Below are 18,324 nucleotides of genomic sequence, written 5' to 3'. Positions count from 1 at the left end.
GCTTATTTAAAAGCTAATTATCCTGTGGAATATATGACAGCGTTACTAACTGCTAGTAGCGATAATCAGGATAAGGTGGAAAAGTATCGAGAAAACTGTCAGAAAATGAATATCGATGTCGAACCTCCCGACATCAATCGATCGCAAAAACATTTTACCCCGATTGGGCGCAAAATTCTCTTTGGTTTGTCCGCAGTTAGAAATCTGGGCGAAAATGCGATCGAGGCTATTTTAAAAGCCCGGGAAGCTGCGGGAGGAAAGTTTACTTCTTTAGGGGATTTTTGCGAGCGTGTTGATTTGCGAGTGATCAACAAAAGAGCTTTAGAAACGCTAATTTATTGTGGTGCTTTTGATAAAATTCAACCTAATCGCCATCAATTAATTGAAGATTTAGAATTAGTAGTTGCTTGGGCGCAAAAACGCACCAAAGAGAAAGAAAGTGGTCAAATGAATATTTTTGATATGCTAGGAGGTAACACAGAAAATAAACAAGAATCCGAGTTTGAACAGTCTCCCAGTGCCACCGCAGTAGAAGATTTTTCCCTACAGGAAAAGTTAAAACTGGAAAAAGAACATTTAGGTTTTTATGTTTCCGAACATCCTTTAAAAGCTTTACAAAGAGCCGCTCAAGTCCTATCTCCTATCAATTTAGCTGACTTAGAAGAACACAAAACCAGAAAAAAAGTCAGTGCCATTGTCCTCTTAAATGCTGTCAAGAAAATTATGACCAAAAAGGGGACTCCCATGGCATTTTTAACCCTAGAAGATGCCTCGGGACAGTCGGAAGCGGTGGTTTTTTCCGATAGCTACGAACGTCTGCAAAAATTATTAGTGGAGGAAGCAACTTTAATGGTGTGGGGAAAAGTTGATCGCCGAGATGATCGGGTACAATTAATTATCGAAGATGCGGAACCGATCGAAACCATTAAAATGGTGATGGTTAATTTATCGATGCAAGATGTCGTCAACCAAAATCGTCAAAATCTTCTTAAAAGTATTCTGCAATCGGGAGACAAACAAAAGGCAAAAGTTCCCGTTATTGCCACCATTGGTGCGGGAACTCAGCGTCAATTTGTACGTTTAGGACAAAACTATTGGGTAGAGGATGACAATTCGGTGCTAGAGTCTCTAAAAGTTGCGGGTTTTCTGGCTAATTCTGCACCTCTGATTAATCATTAAATGCTAACTGGCAATTACCCAAGAGCCATGGCTGCGCCAAGATTGTTCCTGCAAAACCTTCTCGATTTCCTGTTTCGATAATAATTCTCTTTCGACCCACAAATCAAGACAAATATGGATTTTGATCACCTCTTTGACACTATTGCCACTCTTGTCCTCCATCATTCTCCTAGTGGGATGGAAACGGAAATCGATCGCTTTTTACTAGAACGCTTTCAAGAGTTAGGATTAGAAACATGGCAAGATCAAGCGGGAAATGTCATCGGCAAAATTAGAGGACGAGATTCGACCAAAAAAATTGCTATTACTGGTCATAAAGACGAAATTGGTGCTATTATCAAAGCAATTAATCCCGATGGTACTCTGCAAATTCGCCAACTTGGGGGAGCTTTTCCTTGGATTTACGGAGAGGGAGTGGTGGATATTATCGGTGATAAAGAAACCAAATCGGGGATTCTCTCCTTTGGTTCCCGTCATATTTCCCATCAATCCCCGCAAAAAGTGCAGCAGGAAAACACTCCCGTCACCTGGGAATCCGCATGGATAGAGACGAAATTGACTCCGGAAGAATTAGACGCTTGTGGGGTGCGCGTCGGTAGTCGAGTCGTGGTGGGAAAACACCGAAAACAACCCTTTCGACTAAAAGACTACATTGCCAGTTATACCCTCGATAATAAAGCTTCCGTGGCGATTCTTTTGGAATTAGCGGCCAGAGTAATTAACCCGGCAGTGGATATATATCTGGTTGCCTCAGCAAAGGAGGAGGTAGGAGCCTTAGGGGCCTTGTTTTTTACGGCAAATAACCGCTTAGATGCTTTAATTGCCTTAGAAATCTGTCCCCTCGCTCCTGAATATCCGATTAAGGATGGCAGCAGTCCTGTGTTATTGTCTCAGGATGGTTACGGTATCTATGATGAGCAATTAAATCAAGAATTAAGAATAGCGGCCGAAAAGGCCGGAATACCCCTGCAATTAGCTATTATTAGTGGTTTTGGTAGCGATGCCTCCATCGCCATGAAATTCGGTCATATAGCTAAGGCCGCTTGCTTAGGTTTTCCCACCCAAAACACCCACGGTTATGAAATCGCCCATTTAGGAGCCATAGCCAACTGCACTAGCATATTAGAAGTTTATTGTCAAGTAATTTAGCCATTTTTAGCAAAAAACCAGAGCATTAACAGAATAATAGCGATCGCCAGTCCGATAAAAACAGTATTTTTATGCTGCTCTAACTGCATGGGTGCGGGGGGTTCTTCTTTTTTCTGTTTATTTGTTCCCTTTTTAAATTGCGCTGTGCTATCGGGAAGTTTCTCTAAATCGGGAATCTTCGTCATCCACTCATCCGGGCGTTTGAGACGGGGAGCTTCGATAATATAAAGTAGACGCTTGGCCTGTTCGCGAATTTGATAGATAGGATGGGTAATAAGTTGCTTACAGATTTCACTGGCTTTCTCCCCCTCTCCCAACCCCTGATAGGCAGAAATTAACCAAATTTGTATCTCACCCCCTGCTCGGGATCCTAAGGAAATTAAGGCTAAAGCCGCATTTAATTGCTCGATACTAAGACGATATTGTCCACGCTCAAAGGCACTGATGCCAGCTTGATAAAGGTCTTGAAAAGAAAGATTTTCGGCCACGGAGTCAAGATCGAGATAAATGAAATTTTACATAAGTATAGCAACAGGTAAGAAGCAAAAGGAAACTTTCGGCTATCAGCCTTTTAGCTATCAGCTATCAGCCATCAGGCACCAGCTTTTTTCTCCCTGCTCCCAGCCTCCACGATTTAGGACTCATCGTTCGCCCATTTTTGGGGGCAAGATGGGGTCATCCGTTGCTTCTTTTTCTGCGATTGACCATCCCGTTATTCCTCCTAGGCTTCTTTGATGTTCACAGACCCATTTTTCTAGACAACAGATTTTATGATCTTCTTCACTTACTATATAAGTCAATAATAATACCCCTAGTTCCCCATAACTTAATCCTTGACGATTTCCATGAGGGGATGCTAGATTATTGTCTATGATTGACGCAATCCTCATTTGTTTTAGCCAATATATAATTACAGGGATATCATCTATTCTTTCTGACTGTGTTTGTGACGTAATTGAGCGACTCTTTGTTCGCCAACACTTGACTAGACAAAGATTTTAGCCTTTTTTGCACACCTTACCTCTTCAATTTAAGCGAACAGTGAGTTGAGAATCTCGGCAAAAATCTGCTACACTTTCTGCTAAACCTGTTAAAGCTGTACGGCATGAAAGAGAGGAACTATCTCTTACTAAATATACTAGCGATCTCTACCATAATAATTAGTCTAGTTTTAGGGATTTTACTTGACAAAAAAGCCGCCTTATTGGGAATTTTGGCAGTTCCCGCCATGGTTGCTTCTTTTATCCATCCCCGTCTGGGATTATTAGCCCTAATCATCTATCTTCCCCTGAGTAGTACCGTCACTTTTGCTGTGGCGAGAGTTTTTCAGATAAAAGGCAACTTCATTGGCGAAGAGCCATCCTATGCTCTCTACAAAATCGCCAAGGATGCCTTTTATTTCCCAGCTTTAGCGGCAATTTTAATTAAAACCAAAACTTTTAAGCAATTAATCCCCAAAATCAAGCCTTTTCTCATCACAGCTTTGATTTTACTTGCCAGCAGCTTGATAACTTTTCTTTCTATCAATCTACCCCAAGGAGCAATTGAAGTGGGAATTGTGGGATTAAAAACCCTCCTCGGTTATATTCCCCTAGTTCTCTGTGGCTACTATTTAATCAAGGAAAAACGGGATTTATTCGTGGTTAATCGGCTTTTAATCGCGATGATCTTAGTCTGTTGCTTTTTAGCTCTAATTCAATACTTCTTACTCGTCCAAGGCATCTGTCCCGATAGTGAATTCCTCAATCAACTAGAAGTTACTGCCCCGAAATCCGACACCCAATTTTATCCAGATATTAGCGAAAAAGCCAGCTTGAAAGCTCAATGTTTTGTTGGGGGTTCGGTGTTGTATAATCCCGATCGAGGCTTAATTCGTCTCCCCGGCACATTTTCCGATCCTTGGCAATGGGGTTGGTTTTTAGTATCTAGTAGCGTCATCAGTTACGCAGCCAGTTTTAGTGATCCGCAAAAAAGATGGCGCGTCGCTGGTTGGGTGGCAATGGTTTTAGTCTTCCTTGCGACTCTGGTTTCTGGACAAAGATTACCTTTATTGCTAGTACCTTTGTTTTATTTAGTTCTTTTTATTGCTACTAGCAAAAATAAACGAAAGTTACCATTAAAATTGGGAATCTTGGGGTTGCTTTCCCTGCTCGCGGTGACGTTAATTCCCTTTATTCGGGAAAGAGGACTAAATTTTATCGGTCGCTGGTTATATTCGTCTCCCATTGACTTTGTAGTCGATCAAATGCAGTGGGTCTTCAAATATGCACAGCTTTTTGGTCTTGGTTTAGGCACGGCCAGCAGTGGCGCTCGTCATATAGTGGGAGAAGAGGGGATAAGACTAATTGAAACCTACTACGCTAAACTCCTCTACGAAGTCGGTATCGTCGGTTTTATCGCTTTTATGGTACTGGTGACAATTCTCTGTATTTTCACCTTTAAAGCCTATTTAAAAGTAAAAAATGCTGCTTTAAAGCATTGGGGTCTCTGTATCTGGATTTTTATACTTTTTATTAGCTATAATCCCTACTATTATCCTCTCTCCGTCGATCCAGTTTCTGTTTACTATTGGTTATTCGCTGGAATATTGCTAAAACTGCCAGAAATCAGCGATAAATGGGAAGATGAGGCGATATTTCCCGAAAAAAAATGAAGTGGAGAATAAAGGAGATTTTTATCGATAATTACATTATCTCTCCACTGATAGGAGTTAACCGTAATGACAGCAGAAGCCGTTACCTATTCCCTCGAATCTGTCCTCAAGGAAATTAAAGATAGTATTCAAAGTGTTGATCGAAAGCTAGACACCTTCCAGAAAGATGTTGATCAAAGGAAATTAAAGATAGTATTCAAAGTGTTGATCGAAAGCTAGACACCTTCCAGAAAGATGTTGATCAAAAGCTAGATAATCTCGAAAAAGATTTCGATCAAAAGCTAGAAACCTTACACAAATTGGTGGTGGGTTAATAATTGGGGGTGGGCGAACGCGGTTCGCCCCTACAGATAAACAAAATTGAATTTTTTGATTAATTCGATATTGGTGGTGGGTTAATAATTGGGGGTGGGCGAACGCGGTTCGCCCCTACAGATAAACAAAATTGAATTTTTTGATTAATTCGATATTGGTGGTGGGCTAATTATTGGCTCTGGGCGAACGCGGTTCGCCCCTACTGTTTTATATTCTCACTTAAAACAACAAATCTAAATATAATTCTTGTGATTGTTGATCGATTGGCAGATAATCTCGATCATTTGGCCAGTTTTTGGGATTGTTAATAATATATTCTCGAACAACTGCTAGATACTTTTCATCTCGAAGAATTGATTCATAATAATTGCGTTGCCAGATAGGAGTATCTGTGTTCTGTCGAAGCAAATTAATTCGTTTAGTAACCGCCGATTTAAACCCCGCAATACATGACGATAAAGAATTCGGTTTCTGCTGTAGGGGCGCATCGCGTGCGCCCAAATCTAGGGGCGCATCGCGTGCGCCCAAATCTAGAGGCGCATCGCGTGCGCCCAAACTCTGATCGTCGCCAGAATAATCATTAATTATAACAATTCCATGAAAATGATTGGGCATAATAACCCATTCATCCAATTTAAAATTAGGTCGAATTTTGCAGGTTTTTAGCCATTCATCAGCGACAATTTTTCCTAATTGATTAAGGTATATTTGCCCATTTTTGATTTCTCCAAACCAGGATTGTTTTTGGTAGGTACAAATAGTGACAAAATATGCTCCGGGTTGGGAATAATCATAATTTCTGAGGCGAATAGAACGACGATGATGTTTTTCAGGATCAAAGGTCATATATATTCCCGCAATACTAACAAAACCTCTTATCAATTCCCATCATAAGCGATCGCAATTCACACCGACGTATTTTTCCTGAAACCCCCAAAAAACCCAACCCCCCCAAAACCCGTAGGGGCGCGTGCGCCCAACCCCCACCAAAAAACCCCAAAAAACCCAACCCCCCCAAAACCCGTAGGGGCGCACCGCGTGCGCCCAACCCCCACCAAAAAACCCCAAAAAAACCAAATCCCGTGATTAACCCGATTATTGCCGGTGGACGAACGCAGTTCGATAAACTCACTGACCACAGTTCGCCCCTACAAAATCGACCCGCCTAAGGGCGGGAAAGAAAAGAAAAAAGAAAAAATAGGAAATAAGGGTAAAAAGGGAAAAAAAGGGGAAAAGGGTTACAGAGTCCTCCCAGCACCGCACACCACCCGAAAACCGTTGTTGTTGCCGATGCCGCGGCGGTAGTAGTTGAAGCGGTAAGCGGAACGGCATTTATTCGGAAAGTAGTACCAAGAACCGCCCCGCAGAGGAGAACGATTATCATCCCCATTTTTTATCCAGGCACTGCCATCCGTCGGCGCACCGTCATAGTTATCGTGCCAAGTATCGGCGCACCATTCCCAGACATTGCCGTGCATATCGTAGAGTCCGAAGGCGTTTGGGGGAAACTGTCCCACGGGAGTCGTTTCTTCTCGATATTCTCCCTTCGCTTCCCCGGCGTAGGTTTCGCTGGCACGGTAGTTGGCCAATTCCCCCGTAATGGTTTCCCCAAAGTAGAATGGGGTAGTGGTTCCAGCACGACAAGCATATTCCCATTCCGCTTCACTCGGTAGTCGGTATTCCCTTCCGGTCAGCTTCGATAATCTTGCACAAAATTCGATCGCATCGTACCAGTTGACTTGTTCCACGGGACGGCGATCGCTATCGGGACGGTCTTTAAAATAGGCTGGGTTGAGATCAAGGTTGACCCTGAGCGGAGCCGAAGGGTCAACTTTTAAGTCGGTACGGGAGGCGATCGCTCTCCACTGTTCCTGGGTGATGGGATATTTACCTATAAAAAAGGGGGGGACGTTAACCTCATGTTGAGGACGTTCATCACCAAAACTATCTTTCTCGTCTTGCGGTGAACCCATCAGGAAAGTTCCCCCCGGGATGGCAAGCATTTCTAAGGTGATGCCGTTGCCCAAATCTTCGCTGAAATATTGGGACTGTTTCGACTCTTTTTTGATTTGCTCACCCTTCGCATTTACTCCCACGATCTGAAAGTTAAATACTGATAACAGTTGTTTTGGCTCTTCCGGTTCAGGATTGAATTGATGGGTAATTGCTCTTTCTAGTTGCTCAAATCCGTCTTCTTCCCAATAATCAAGCCGGTGAATATCTCGCAGATTCAACCCAACTTCTGCAAGTCGCAGATCAGGAATTTCGCATTCTTCTAACCTCATGGGGATAAAAAAAATTGTCCCCGGTAGCATCTCTCCCAAGGTATCAAGTGCAATCCTCAACTCCCGTTGGATATATCCCTGTTTATTAGCCGATTTCCCTGACAGACAGGCCAGAAAAATCTGACTAGCTTTAATCGCTTTCGGAATTTCATCTCGCCAAATTTGACCCGGAATCAGGTCTTTTTTATCCAACCAAGGTTTATATCCCGCTTGCTTAAGGCGGTTATACAGTGCCAAAACTGCTGGTTTGTCCTCACTGGCATGGGCCAAGAAAATTTGGATCTCTGACTTTTTCATAACTTTTTCTTATGACCACAAGTAGGGGAGAGCCAGATTAACTGGCTGAAAATCTCTAAATAAACCATTTAATTGATTATTACTCATTCTTAATTCTCCTGTCTCGGAGTCTCCTAACTACTGATTCCTCACCAACCAGGACAATTTGGGATTTTTACAGCAAGTCCACTTTCTCACTTTCCCCACCCGCGACCTTTTTCCGTTAGATTATAAATGGATACAAAACTTAACATTTTATCCAGAATCTACCGAGAGGGCAGACCGTGCGGCCAGATACCCTAGAAAATAACCAGCATTCAGCCGATAATTCGCTAGTTCCCGAAATTATCGCACTTAATCCTGAAATTGAGCCAGAGAAAACCGAATACTCGCCAAAACCGACAAAAACCAACTCTTGGCTATCGGGAGGAAAGGGTTTATTTATCGGTGTGGGATTGGGGGTTTTATTGACCCTAGGGGCGACTCGTTTCGCTAATCGACCCCAAACAGCCCAAAACCCCAATACTCAGCCCGTAGCGGCAAAAAATGAAGCACCAGCACAAACAGTAACCACCACTAGGGTAGAATCCACTCCCGTGGCCCGCACCCTGAAAGCGACTGGAAGCGTGGCAGCCGATGAATTAATCCCGATTCTTTCCCAAGCGACAGGACTACAAATCAAAGAAATCTTTGTCGATGAGGGTGATATCGTTAGCCAAGGTCAAATTCTCGCTCGTCTCGATGATACCGTCCTACAAGCGCAATTAACCCAAGCACAGGCAAATGTCGCCCAATCCCGGGCGCGTTTGGCAGAATTGCAAGCGGGGAGCCGTAAAGAGGAGATCGCTGGAGCTAAACAAACTATTCAACGCATAAAAGCCGAAATTAGTCAAGCTCGATCGGATTGGGATTTGGCTAAAAAACGGGTCCAGAGAAACCAAAGTTTAGAAGCGGAAGGAGCGATCGCCCGGGATCGTCTCGATGAAGTCCTCAACGAAGAAAGAAACAAAGCGGCGATCGTACAACAGACCCAATCTCGTTTAGGAGAAGCAGAGCAGCAACTGGCACAATTGCAAGCGGGCAATCGTCCTGAAGTGATCGCCCAAGCTACAGCCCAATTAGCGGAAGCTCAAAGCCGTTTAGCCATTGTTAACGCCCAATTAAACGAGACGCGCCTGATTTCTCCAGTTAGTGGCAAAATTGCCGAAAGAAATGGCCGCATCGGGGACACCACCAACGGTCAAAATGCTCTCTTTAAAATCATCGAAAATGGGCGTTTAGAGCTAAGATTGCGGGTTCCTGAGAATCAATTGCCCTTAATCCGCGTCGGAGCGCCCGTTACTATCACTTCCGATGCTAATAGCAGTTTAAAATTATCGGGACAGGTGCGGGAAATTAATCCCATCGTCGATGAGGCATCCCGTCAGGCAACGGTTAAAGTCGATTTAACCGACAATACAGGGTTAAAACCGGGGATGTTTTTACGAGGTGCGATCGTGACAAATATTAGCAATAGTTTAACCGTCCCCATGACCGCGGTTTTACCTCAAAAAGATAATCAAGCTCTAGTTTATTTAGTGGAACCTGATAACACTGTCACGGCCAAAACTGTGCAATTAGGTCAAATTATGCCCAATAACCGCGTGGAAATTCTCACCGGTTTACAAGCGGGCGATCGCATTGTGGTCAAAGGGGCAGCCTATCTCGGTGATGGCGACAAAATTACGGCAATCAGCGATCAGTAATCAGTAATCAGTGATCAGTAAACAGTAATCAGTAATCAGTGATCAGTGATCGGTGAAAAGACAGTAGCAAACTGCCATTTGATCAGGCTCACTTAATATATACTGCTCACTCAAAACTTAAAACTTAAAACTCAAATCTGATAACTGATAACTGATAACCGGTAACTGAAAACTCACATCTGGTAACTGATAACTTACCCACTGATAACTGATAACTGATAACTGATAACTGAAATTATGGCTTTTAATATTTCTAATTGGTCTATCAAAAATCCCATTCCGACGATCCTGATCTCCCTGGTTATGGCCCTAATGGGATACATTGCCTTTCTAGGATTAGGGATCGATCGCTCTCCTAATATTGACATTCCGGCCGTGATTATCACCGTTAATCAACCCGGCGCCGGTCCTGAGGAATTGGAAACCCAAGTCACCAAAAAAGTCGAGGATGCGGTGGCTGCTTTGGGTAATATCGATCAAATTACTTCTACCGTTAACGAAGGCAGCAGCACCACCACCGTTAACTTTATCCTTGGCACTAACAGCGATCGCGCTACCAATGATGTGCGTAATGCCATAGCGCAAATTCGGCAGGATTTACCCCAAGATACTAATGATCCAATTGTCCAACGTTTAGAATTTGCCGGGGGTGCGGTGATGAACTACACCATCTCCTCCCCGAAAAGATCGATCGCCGAATTAAGTGATCTAGTTGATCGTCAAATTGGCCGCGCTTTAACGGGAGTGCCGGGGGTAGCACGAGTCGATCGCGTTGGGGGAGTCGATCGAGAAGTGCGTGTAGATTTAGATCCTGGCCGTCTGATCGCCTACGGTATCACGGCCACGGCAGTTAATGACCAAATTCGCAGTTTTAATATTAATTTACCCGGAGGGCGCTCGGAAATCGCCGGCAGTGAACAAACTGTCCGCACCCTCGGCAGCGCTGAAACGATCGAAGATTTAAGAAATTATCAAATCTCTTTACCTAACGGTGATAGCGTCCCCTTAAGCAATTTAGGGACAGTTAGCGATAGTTCCAGTGATCCTCGACAAATGGCCCTCTTAGATGGGCAGCCAGTGGTGGGTTTTTCGATTCTACGGGGGACTGGCAGCACCTTGGTGACGGTAGAAACAGCAGTGCGCCAAGAAATCGAGAATTTAAAGAAAAAACTCCCCGAAGATATTAAATTTCAATTAATTTTTACCCGTGCCGACTCAATTCGTGCTAGTTACGAAAGTCTTCTGAGCGATCTCCTGATTGGTTGTATGATGACGGTGATCACGGTGGGTCTATTTTTAGGCAATTGGCGCGCCACGATTATCACGGGTTTGGCCCTGCCTTTGTCGATTTTCCCGACTTTTTGGGTGATGCAGTCCCTAAATTATACCCTTAACGGCATGACCCTACTGGCCTTAGCTTTAGCTTTGGGTAATCTGGTGGATGATGCGGTGTGTATGGTGGAGGACATCGATCAACATTTAGCTATGGGTAAAAAACCCCTGCAAGCGGCCTTTGATGCCTCAAAAGAGATTGGATTAGCCGTTTTAGCCAGTGCGGCGGCAATTATAGCGGTATTCCTGCCGGTTGCTTTTATGGGCGGTGTGCCGGGGCAATTCTTTCAACCTTTCGGCGTTACGGTGGCGGTTTCTACCCTATTCTCCAGTTTGATCGCTGTCACCGTCACCCCGATGTTAAGTGCCTATATTTTACAGCCGAAAAAGCTGAAAACCGGTGATAGTAATCCCTCCTCGCGCCCCCGTTTTCGTCCCTACAAAAGTTTGTTAACTTGGGCTTTACGTCATCGAATCCTGACTTTATTGGCGGCTTTGGCCTTTTTTATCGGTAGTTTACAGTTAGTTCCCTTGATTCCAAAAGGGTTATTTAGTTCCGGGGATACTGGATTAAGTACCATAAGCCTAGAATTGCCTCCCGGTGCGACTTTGAATGATACTGTTGCCGTGGCCAATCAGGTGAATAGTTTACTGCAAAAAAATCCCGCCGTCGCTAATGTTTTGGCTATTCCGGGAGATTCGGGACGGGTAAACACGGGGTTAATATATGTTAATTTAGTTCCTAAGGAACAGCGATCGCTAACTCAACGGCAATTTGAGGAACAAACCCGTCGGGATTTCCAGAAGATACCGGGGGCAAGAGTGACTTTTCGGGCGCAGGGGGGAGCAGGAAGCACTAAGGATGTCGCTATTATTTTAAAAAGTGAAAATGGCGATATTTTAACCCAAACTGCCCAAAAATTAGAGCGAGAAATGCGGGCTTTACCCGGTTTTGTCGAGGTCAGTTCCGGGGTAAGTTTAGTTAAACCGGAGATTATTATTCAACCGGATCCTGTCCGGGCTGCTGATCAGGGAGTCTCGGTCAGAGCGATCGCCCGTACTGCATCTTTAGCTTTAATCGGCGATAATGAGTTTAATTTAGCTAAATTTAACCTTGCTGACCGACAAATTCCCATCCGGGTAAAAATTGCCAACGATGGACGCAGTGAGATAGAAACTCTGCAAAATTTGCGCGTTCCTAGCAGTAATGGGACGTTAGTACCGCTTAACTCGGTGGCGACAATTAGCTTAGGTAGTGGACCTGCGGAAATTCAACGCTTTAACCGTCAACGTCAGGTTAATATTGGAGCTAATTTAGAGGGAGTTTCTTTGGGAAGTGCGGTGACACAAATTCGCGCTTTACCAATCATGAAAAACCTACCCCCAGAGGTGACAGAAGAACCCTTTGGTGATGCTCGCATTATGCGCGATATCTTTGCTCGTTTTTTGGGGGCGTTAAGTTTAGCAATTATTTCTATCTATGGGATTCTGGTCTTGTTGTATAACAATTTTCTCTATCCCCTAGCGATTTTAACTTCCCTTCCTTTATCGATTGGGGGTACTTTAATCGCTCTTTTAATTACCCAAAAAGAGTTAGGTTTATACGCTTTAATTGGCATAGTTTTACTGATGGGGTTAGTCACTAAAAATGCGATTCTGTTAGTAGATTTTGCCCTGAGTGGCATTGAGTCAGGGAAACCGCAGTTTAAGGCGATGATTGATTCGGGAGTCTCTCGTTTACGACCAATTATTATGACCTCCGTTTCCACAGTTGCCGGGATGTTACCGATTGCTTTAGCTTTAGGTGCAGATGGGGAAATTCGCGCACCGATGGCGATTGCTGTTATTGGTGGTTTTACCACTTCCACCCTATTAACTTTGGTGGTTGTGCCGGTAATCTTTACTTACATCGATAGTTTTTACTATTGGTTGCGGGGATTATTTGTTAAACAAAAACCCACATCGATTTAGTAGTAGAATATCTCTCTGAAAGCTTGAGAAAAAACCCAGAGAAACTAACCCATGAATCCCTTGACAGTCACACATCAAACTCTATCCCTTCCCCCCATGGGCTGCGGTACTTGGGCCTGGGGAAATCGTCTTCTCTGGGGTTACGATGAGAGTATGGATAGCCAGTTACAAGCGGTTTTTAATCTCTGCGTCGAGCGGGGTGTCACCCTATTTGATACGGGAGACTCCTACGGCACAGGCAAACTCAACGGACAGAGTGAGAAGCTATTAGGACGCTTTACAGGGGAATATACCGGTTATAACGCTGATCATATCCGTATTGCCACCAAACTCGCCCCTTATCCTTGGCGTTTAACCCGTCATGCCATGGTGAAAGCTTGTCAAGCTTCGGCAACCAGACTAGGCCGCCCGGTGGATTTAGTGCAAATGCACTGGTCAACGGGCAATTATGCGCCATGGCAGGAGGGAGGATTATTAGACGGATTGGGGGATTGTCTGGAAAAGGGGTTAGTTAAAGGGGTTGGTTTATCTAATTTTGGACCGAAAAGATTGAAGTCTGCCTATCAAAAGTTTGCCAGTCGCGGCATTCCTATTACCAGTTTACAGGTACAGTATTCTCTCCTTTCTACCTATCCTCTCACTGACTTAGGATTAAAGGAACTATGTGATCAATTGGGCATTAAAATTATTGCCTATAGTCCCCTAGCTTTGGGGTTATTAACGGGGAAATATCGAGATAATAAAAACTTACCCCCTGGATTACGTCGCTTCCTTTTTGGTCAATTAATTCCCGCTATTTCGCCTCTGATAAATTGCCTAGAAGTTATTGCCCAAGCTAAAAATAAAACTATTAGCCAAGTTGCCTTAAATTGGTGTATCTGTAAGGGAACAATTCCCATCCCCGGAGCTAAAAATGTTCGACAAGCTGAGGATAATTTAGGCGCTTTAGGATGGAGTTTAGACAGTGGGGAAATAGCAGAATTAGATAAAATTGCCGCAGGTTTGGATAAAAAAATGGTGCAAAATATCTTTCAAACTAAGTAGGGTTGGCTGAAAAAGCTTGTTGGTGGGGTGTGGAACGAACCACAAAGACACAAAGGACACAAAGATTGATCGCTTATAAGTTAAACTGATCACACAAAGAATAAGAGGGACAATTTCCCCCCGATAAGTCCAAAGACCAGTACTTTTTGATGTCAAAAAAGCCTAAAGATATTATCCAACAAGGTTTCTAGATTTATTCAACAAACCCTATATAACCATTAAGATAACTGCTATAATTGAGTTCGCTCGAACAACAAGAGATAATAAAGATCTAAAAAGTTTTACAAATAAATATTTCACAATCTTGGTTACAGGTGTCAATGCTTAGGAGGTATAGATAGCATATAGCTAGGGTTTGTTCCAGTTAAGAGAAATAAATTGTTGAGGGGTCAATTGGTTATGTTCGGTTCTCTTACTTTGGGAATAATAACCCCAGTAAAAAACTTGTGAACAAGGCGGTTTTAACAATGACTCAACCTTATGAAATGCCCGATGAGCGGGAGGGTTCTACTATGGAATCGTCAACGAATAAAGATGTGATCGAATTTGATCCCAATGCGCCTTTGGGAAGCGAAAATCAAGCCTTAGAAGTAATGGAAGCCTCCGAGTCTATCGATACGATCGGTATCACTCAAGATTGGTTTTCAGCCCAAGAAGAATTAGAACAGCGCCTCGGAGGCAGTGAAACCTTTACCGCCTCCCTATCCGAGTCGATTGCGGACTATGACACCGGAGGGGAACGCATTCTCGGCACTGGCATCGGTTTTCGTAGCGTCGGTGGACTGCTTACCCCCGATGTGACTCTGAAAGTTTACGTCAGCGAAAAAGTGGCTGGGACAATTGCCGCTAGTGCTTTTGCCGCCGTACCCACCTCGATCGGGGGTATGCCTGTGGAAATAGAAGAAGTGGGCGAGATCGTCACCCAGTTATATAATCGTCGTTATGCGCGCCCAGTTCGTTGTGGTGTCTCCATCGGTCATCCGCAAGTAACCGCGGGGACTCTTGGCTGTCTGGTAGTGCTACGCAATAATAAGCTGTGCCTGTTGAGTAATAACCACGTCATCGCCAATTCCAACAACGCCCGTATCGGCGATCCGATTATCCAGCCCGGACGGGTTGATGGTGGGGTTGTCCCCGGCGATCGAATCGCCCTCTTGGAAAATTTTGTCCGGGTCAACTGTCCGGGCCCTAACTTGGTAGATGCGGCCGTTGCTTGGACAGCTTTTAGTTTTGTCGATCCGCGTCATGTCAACTACACCCTCAATCCTACACCGATCGCCGCCCGCCTAGGTATGACGGTGAAGAAAAATGGTCGGACAACCCAAGCAACTATCGGCACGATTACCGATATTAACGTCAACATCTCCGTCGGCGGCTACTCCTGCGGTGCCGCCCAATTCCGCAATCAGATCGGCATCCGTGGCATCGGCGGCAATCCTTTTAGTCGCGGTGGGGACTCTGGTTCACTGATCGTGACGGCAAACAGCAATCAACCGGTCGCCCTCCTCTTTGCGGGACGAACAGACAACAGTATCACCTTTGCTAACCCGATCGGAGCCGTGATCTCGCAACTTTCCATTCAGAGATTTGTCAACAGTCGCTAATTCCCCCTCAAGTTTTCCTCTGGCCAATCTCCACACCTGATCGCCGAATCCTAGAGGCGATCGGGTGTTGTTTCAGCTAAAATTTATTTGTCGCCGACCATCGATTTAATAGAGGTAACACCAATGAAAAATTATACTCAGGAACAGTTGTTGGCTTTGCGTGACAGCCAAGAAGCTTGGTTGATGGCTCAACCCGGTGTAACTGGCACCGGAATCGGTCTAGATGCCAGAGGGCAGCTGGTGTTACGCATCTTCACCAAAGGCATTTCTGCCAGCACACGCCAGTCTATTGCCGGGCAACTCCCCCATGTTCCCCTTGACTGGGAAGAAGGAGATGTAATCGCTTATTAAAGCCAGCGAGTGCCTGATGGCAAAATAACAGCGATCTTCAACTGTCTTGAGAGACCAATTTTAAGCTAGGACGGGGTTGGATTGTTCCCCCGTAAGCGACGGCAGTGTGAGGAGATAGGACAAGATGAGGAGATACACCCAGGGAAATTCGATAGATTTCCCCAGCTTTATCCATTAATTGCTGTTTAACTGGCTCTTTCGGCAAATTGTGCCGCCAAGCTAGGGGAATCCCCCCGATACCGTTGTACAATCCCGCCCAAATTCCCGCTAAAGTGCTAGTTAATTGCCGTTGATAGGGACTAGAATTAGCGCGACGCACGCTCACGGCGAAATCCTCGCTCGTTTGCAGAAAGGTATAGAGAGAAGCTGCGATCGCAATTCCTAAAGGTGAGATATCTTTCGCCCAAGCCGATAAAATGGACTCTAAGGGATGATTTTGCCCTAAAGCTGACTGAATCTGCTCTAATAGCTTATTCTTGGGGTTAATAGTTAGTAATTGCCCCATTAACTGATTTAAAGGCCTTTTTCCCTGTAATAACAGACCCACTGCCTCTCCCCAAATTATCGCTTCTTGTCGGGTTAACTCGGAAATTAAGCCCTTTTTTAGCCAAAAATTTAATCTAGCTTGCCAACGTTCCCCATGGTCAGGCCAGGTTAAAATCTCCGGCAACAGCACAAATAATAACGCCGATTCCGACTGCTGCTTGGCTGCGATCGCAAGGGAAAAATCCTCCTGAGATTGCAGAGCTTGCAAAAGCAGGGTCGTCCTCGGTGTAGCCTCATAGTTAAAGGCTGGTATTAGGGGTTGATTATGCAAGGATTCCCCAATATATGCCCCGATTAACCCTCCCTGAAGGCGATCGAGGGGTGAAAAGACCTTTTGCATAAATTAGCTCAATTTGCCCGGTAGGTGACTTCCCCGACTTTGCCCGGTTGCCCTAGTTGTTTAGCATTGGCGTTATTAACAGCAACGTAAACCCCGCCGGCATTACCCGCTCTCACGGTTAATTCTCGGTTTGCTTGCCAAGTGCGATGGGTTCCCTGGGGCAGCACACCCTCAAATTCTGTCTTCCCATCCACCACCACCCGCAGCCAGCAGTCATCCTCCAGTTTTACCCCCACCACCAGCTGCTGATTATTACTGGTTTTGTTGGCTACCGGTTGAAGGGGATTGCTTTTCCGTTGGACAATTTGCTGTTGTGGCAAGGAAGGCGGCGGTAAGCGATTCGATTGCAGTACCGATTTTTGCAGGACGTGGGATAGGGTTTGTACGGAACCAATAACTAAGATTAAATAGAGAAAATAGAGATGAATCGGGCGAATTTGAAGACTTGGCAGCGATAAAGACGGTTTTGTTCCCCTAAAAAAGTTATTGACCTTGGTGGGAAAACGTCGGCTAATCGTCTCACCATCCAGGGACAGACTATCGGCAAATTGTTTGATTAACCAACGAATATAAATCGGTTCGGGCAATGCCTCCAAATCCCCCGCTTCCAACGCTTCTAGGCGATGGCGCGGGATTAGGGTTTTCTGGGCAATTTCCTCGAGAGAAAGGGACTGTTCTAGGCGATTTTTTTGCAAATAAACGCCGATTTCCAGTAATTTGGTTCGCTGTTTACGCTGGGGGTCGAGTTGTGATTGGAGAAGGCGAAACATATCGCTATTAGGGCTGACTTTCAGCTTAGTTAATCTGGTTCTTTAAATATTTCAGTTCATCAAGGGTTAAAAAACGGTAATCACCCAAGGGTAAGGGGGAATTATTACCAGAGTTTAGTTGAATACGACCGATGGCACTGCGATGAAGTTTCAGGACGCGATAGCCTAACTCTTCGGCTACAGAGCGAATCTGCCGATTTCTTCCCTCCACTAAAATAACTTCTAGTAGGGTTTTTTGGTCGGTTTGCTTGAGTATCTCAACCTGTGCGGGTAAGGTTTTTTTTCCCTCTAAGAGGATACCTTCTCGCCAACGCTGGAGAGCAAGTCTATCAATCGCACCATCTAGCCAAACCCGATAGGTTTTGGGCAAATGATAACGGGGATGGGTGAGGGTGAGGGTCAGTTGACCGTCGTTGGTGAGGAGTAAAGCCCCAGTGGTGTTGATGTCCAACCTGCCTACGGGATGTAACCCTGTCTCGCTGGCGAGGGAGTCGGGCAAAAGGTCGATTACCGTCGGCCGGTTTTGTGGATCCTTACAGGTAGAAACCACACCAATGGGTTTGTTGATCAGTATATACAATCTTTTGGGACGATTGGCCGGTTCAATTTTTTTTCCGTCTATCTCTAGGTGATCTTTTTCGGGGTCGGCTTTTTCTCCTAACTGCACGATTTTGCCATTCCGTCTCACCCGGCCGGCTACGATCATCTCCTCCGCCCTTCTTCGGGAGGCAATTCCCCACTGGGCAAGGATTTTCTGGACTCTC

General features: G+C 44.8%; 15 protein-coding genes and 1 pseudogene. 9 read left to right on the top strand and 7 right to left on the bottom strand.

What is annotated here, in order from left to right; genetic code table 11:
- Both PX484_RS23950 and PX484_RS23945 read left to right on the top strand, forming a co-directional pair.
- A partial coding sequence (locus tag PX484_RS23950; protein ID WP_288105914.1) for a helix-hairpin-helix domain-containing protein occupies nt 1–1,179 on the top strand: 1,179 nt, incomplete at its 5' end.
- A 114-nt stretch (nt 1,180–1,293) separates the two neighbouring features.
- On the top strand, nt 1,294–2,328 hold the full coding sequence (locus PX484_RS23945; RefSeq protein WP_287765145.1) for a M42 family metallopeptidase: 1,035 nt from the start codon (nt 1,294–1,296) through the stop codon (nt 2,326–2,328).
- On the opposite strand, the gene PX484_RS23940 is transcribed toward PX484_RS23945, so the two are convergent.
- Both PX484_RS23940 and PX484_RS23935 read right to left on the bottom strand, forming a co-directional pair.
- Nucleotides 2,325–2,816: a hypothetical protein gene (locus PX484_RS23940; protein WP_002803860.1), complete on the bottom strand. Its 492-nt coding sequence runs from the start codon at nt 2,814–2,816 to the stop codon at nt 2,325–2,327. The genes PX484_RS23945 and PX484_RS23940 overlap by 4 nt on opposite strands.
- Nucleotides 2,817–2,969: 153 nt before the next feature.
- Entirely contained in the window at nt 2,970–3,218 is a 249-nt protein-coding gene (locus tag PX484_RS23935; RefSeq protein WP_002803863.1) for a hypothetical protein, read from the bottom strand.
- A 215-nt stretch (nt 3,219–3,433) separates the two neighbouring features.
- Between PX484_RS23935 and PX484_RS23930 the strand changes: the two are divergent.
- Nucleotides 3,434–5,012 (top strand): annotated as a pseudogene (locus PX484_RS23930) (hypothetical protein).
- Nucleotides 5,013–5,047: 35 nt separating this feature from the next.
- Nucleotides 5,048–5,200 (top strand): hypothetical protein, encoded by a 153-nt coding sequence (locus PX484_RS23925; RefSeq protein ID WP_287668865.1) that lies wholly within the window; start codon nt 5,048–5,050, stop codon nt 5,198–5,200.
- A 315-nt stretch (nt 5,201–5,515) separates the two neighbouring features.
- Here the strand turns inward: PX484_RS23925 and PX484_RS23920 are convergent, their stop codons facing one another.
- Nucleotides 5,516–6,142, bottom strand: a complete 627-nt coding sequence (locus PX484_RS23920) for a transposase (RefSeq protein WP_287765149.1) — start codon at nt 6,140–6,142, stop codon at nt 5,516–5,518.
- Nucleotides 6,143–6,534: 392 nt separating this feature from the next.
- Entirely contained in the window at nt 6,535–7,878 is a 1,344-nt protein-coding gene (locus PX484_RS23915; protein ID WP_287765151.1) for an SUMF1/EgtB/PvdO family nonheme iron enzyme, read from the bottom strand.
- A 263-nt stretch (nt 7,879–8,141) separates the two neighbouring features.
- On the opposite strand from PX484_RS23915, the gene PX484_RS23910 reads away from it, so the two are divergent.
- The 5 genes from PX484_RS23910 (at nt 8,142) to PX484_RS23890 (ending at nt 15,904) form a co-directional block, all read left to right on the top strand.
- The gene (locus PX484_RS23910) at nt 8,142–9,602 is read left to right on the top strand and encodes an efflux RND transporter periplasmic adaptor subunit (RefSeq protein ID WP_287765153.1); all 1,461 of its coding nucleotides are present in this window, start codon (nt 8,142–8,144) and stop codon (nt 9,600–9,602) included.
- Nucleotides 9,603–9,839: 237 nt separating this feature from the next.
- A complete protein-coding gene (locus tag PX484_RS23905) occupies nt 9,840–12,905 on the top strand; it encodes an efflux RND transporter permease subunit (protein ID WP_288105907.1) in 3,066 nt (1,021 codons plus the stop codon).
- Nucleotides 12,906–12,956: 51 nt separating this feature from the next.
- Entirely contained in the window at nt 12,957–13,949 is a 993-nt protein-coding gene (locus PX484_RS23900; RefSeq protein WP_287765157.1) for an aldo/keto reductase, read from the top strand.
- A 467-nt stretch (nt 13,950–14,416) separates the two neighbouring features.
- The gene (locus PX484_RS23895) at nt 14,417–15,553 is read left to right on the top strand and encodes a chymotrypsin family serine protease (protein ID WP_287765158.1); all 1,137 of its coding nucleotides are present in this window, start codon (nt 14,417–14,419) and stop codon (nt 15,551–15,553) included.
- 123 nt (nt 15,554–15,676) lie between these two features.
- Nucleotides 15,677–15,904 carry a hypothetical protein gene (locus tag PX484_RS23890; RefSeq protein WP_002803885.1) on the top strand — a complete coding sequence of 76 codons (228 nt, stop codon included), beginning with the start codon at nt 15,677–15,679 and terminating at the stop codon, nt 15,902–15,904.
- A gap of 37 nt (nt 15,905–15,941) precedes the next feature.
- Here PX484_RS23890 and PX484_RS23885 read toward each other — a convergent pair whose 3' ends face one another.
- From PX484_RS23885 to PX484_RS23875, 3 genes are all read right to left on the bottom strand, one after another.
- Nucleotides 15,942–16,790 (bottom strand): ADP-ribosylglycohydrolase family protein, encoded by an 849-nt coding sequence (locus PX484_RS23885; RefSeq protein ID WP_287665078.1) that lies wholly within the window; start codon nt 16,788–16,790, stop codon nt 15,942–15,944.
- Between the two features lie 8 nt (nt 16,791–16,798).
- A complete protein-coding gene (locus tag PX484_RS23880) occupies nt 16,799–17,560 on the bottom strand; it encodes a helix-turn-helix domain-containing protein (RefSeq protein ID WP_287665081.1) in 762 nt (253 codons plus the stop codon).
- A 25-nt stretch (nt 17,561–17,585) separates the two neighbouring features.
- On the bottom strand, nt 17,586–18,324 hold a 739-nt coding region (locus tag PX484_RS23875; RefSeq protein WP_288105905.1), incomplete at its 5' end, for a pseudouridine synthase.

Origin of the sequence: Microcystis sp. M49636_WE2 (assembly GCF_030065375.1) — a bacterium.
Lineage (GTDB): Bacteria > Cyanobacteriota > Cyanobacteriia > Cyanobacteriales > Microcystaceae > Microcystis > Microcystis aeruginosa_C.
This window is presented reverse-complemented; position numbering and strand designations above follow the sequence as displayed.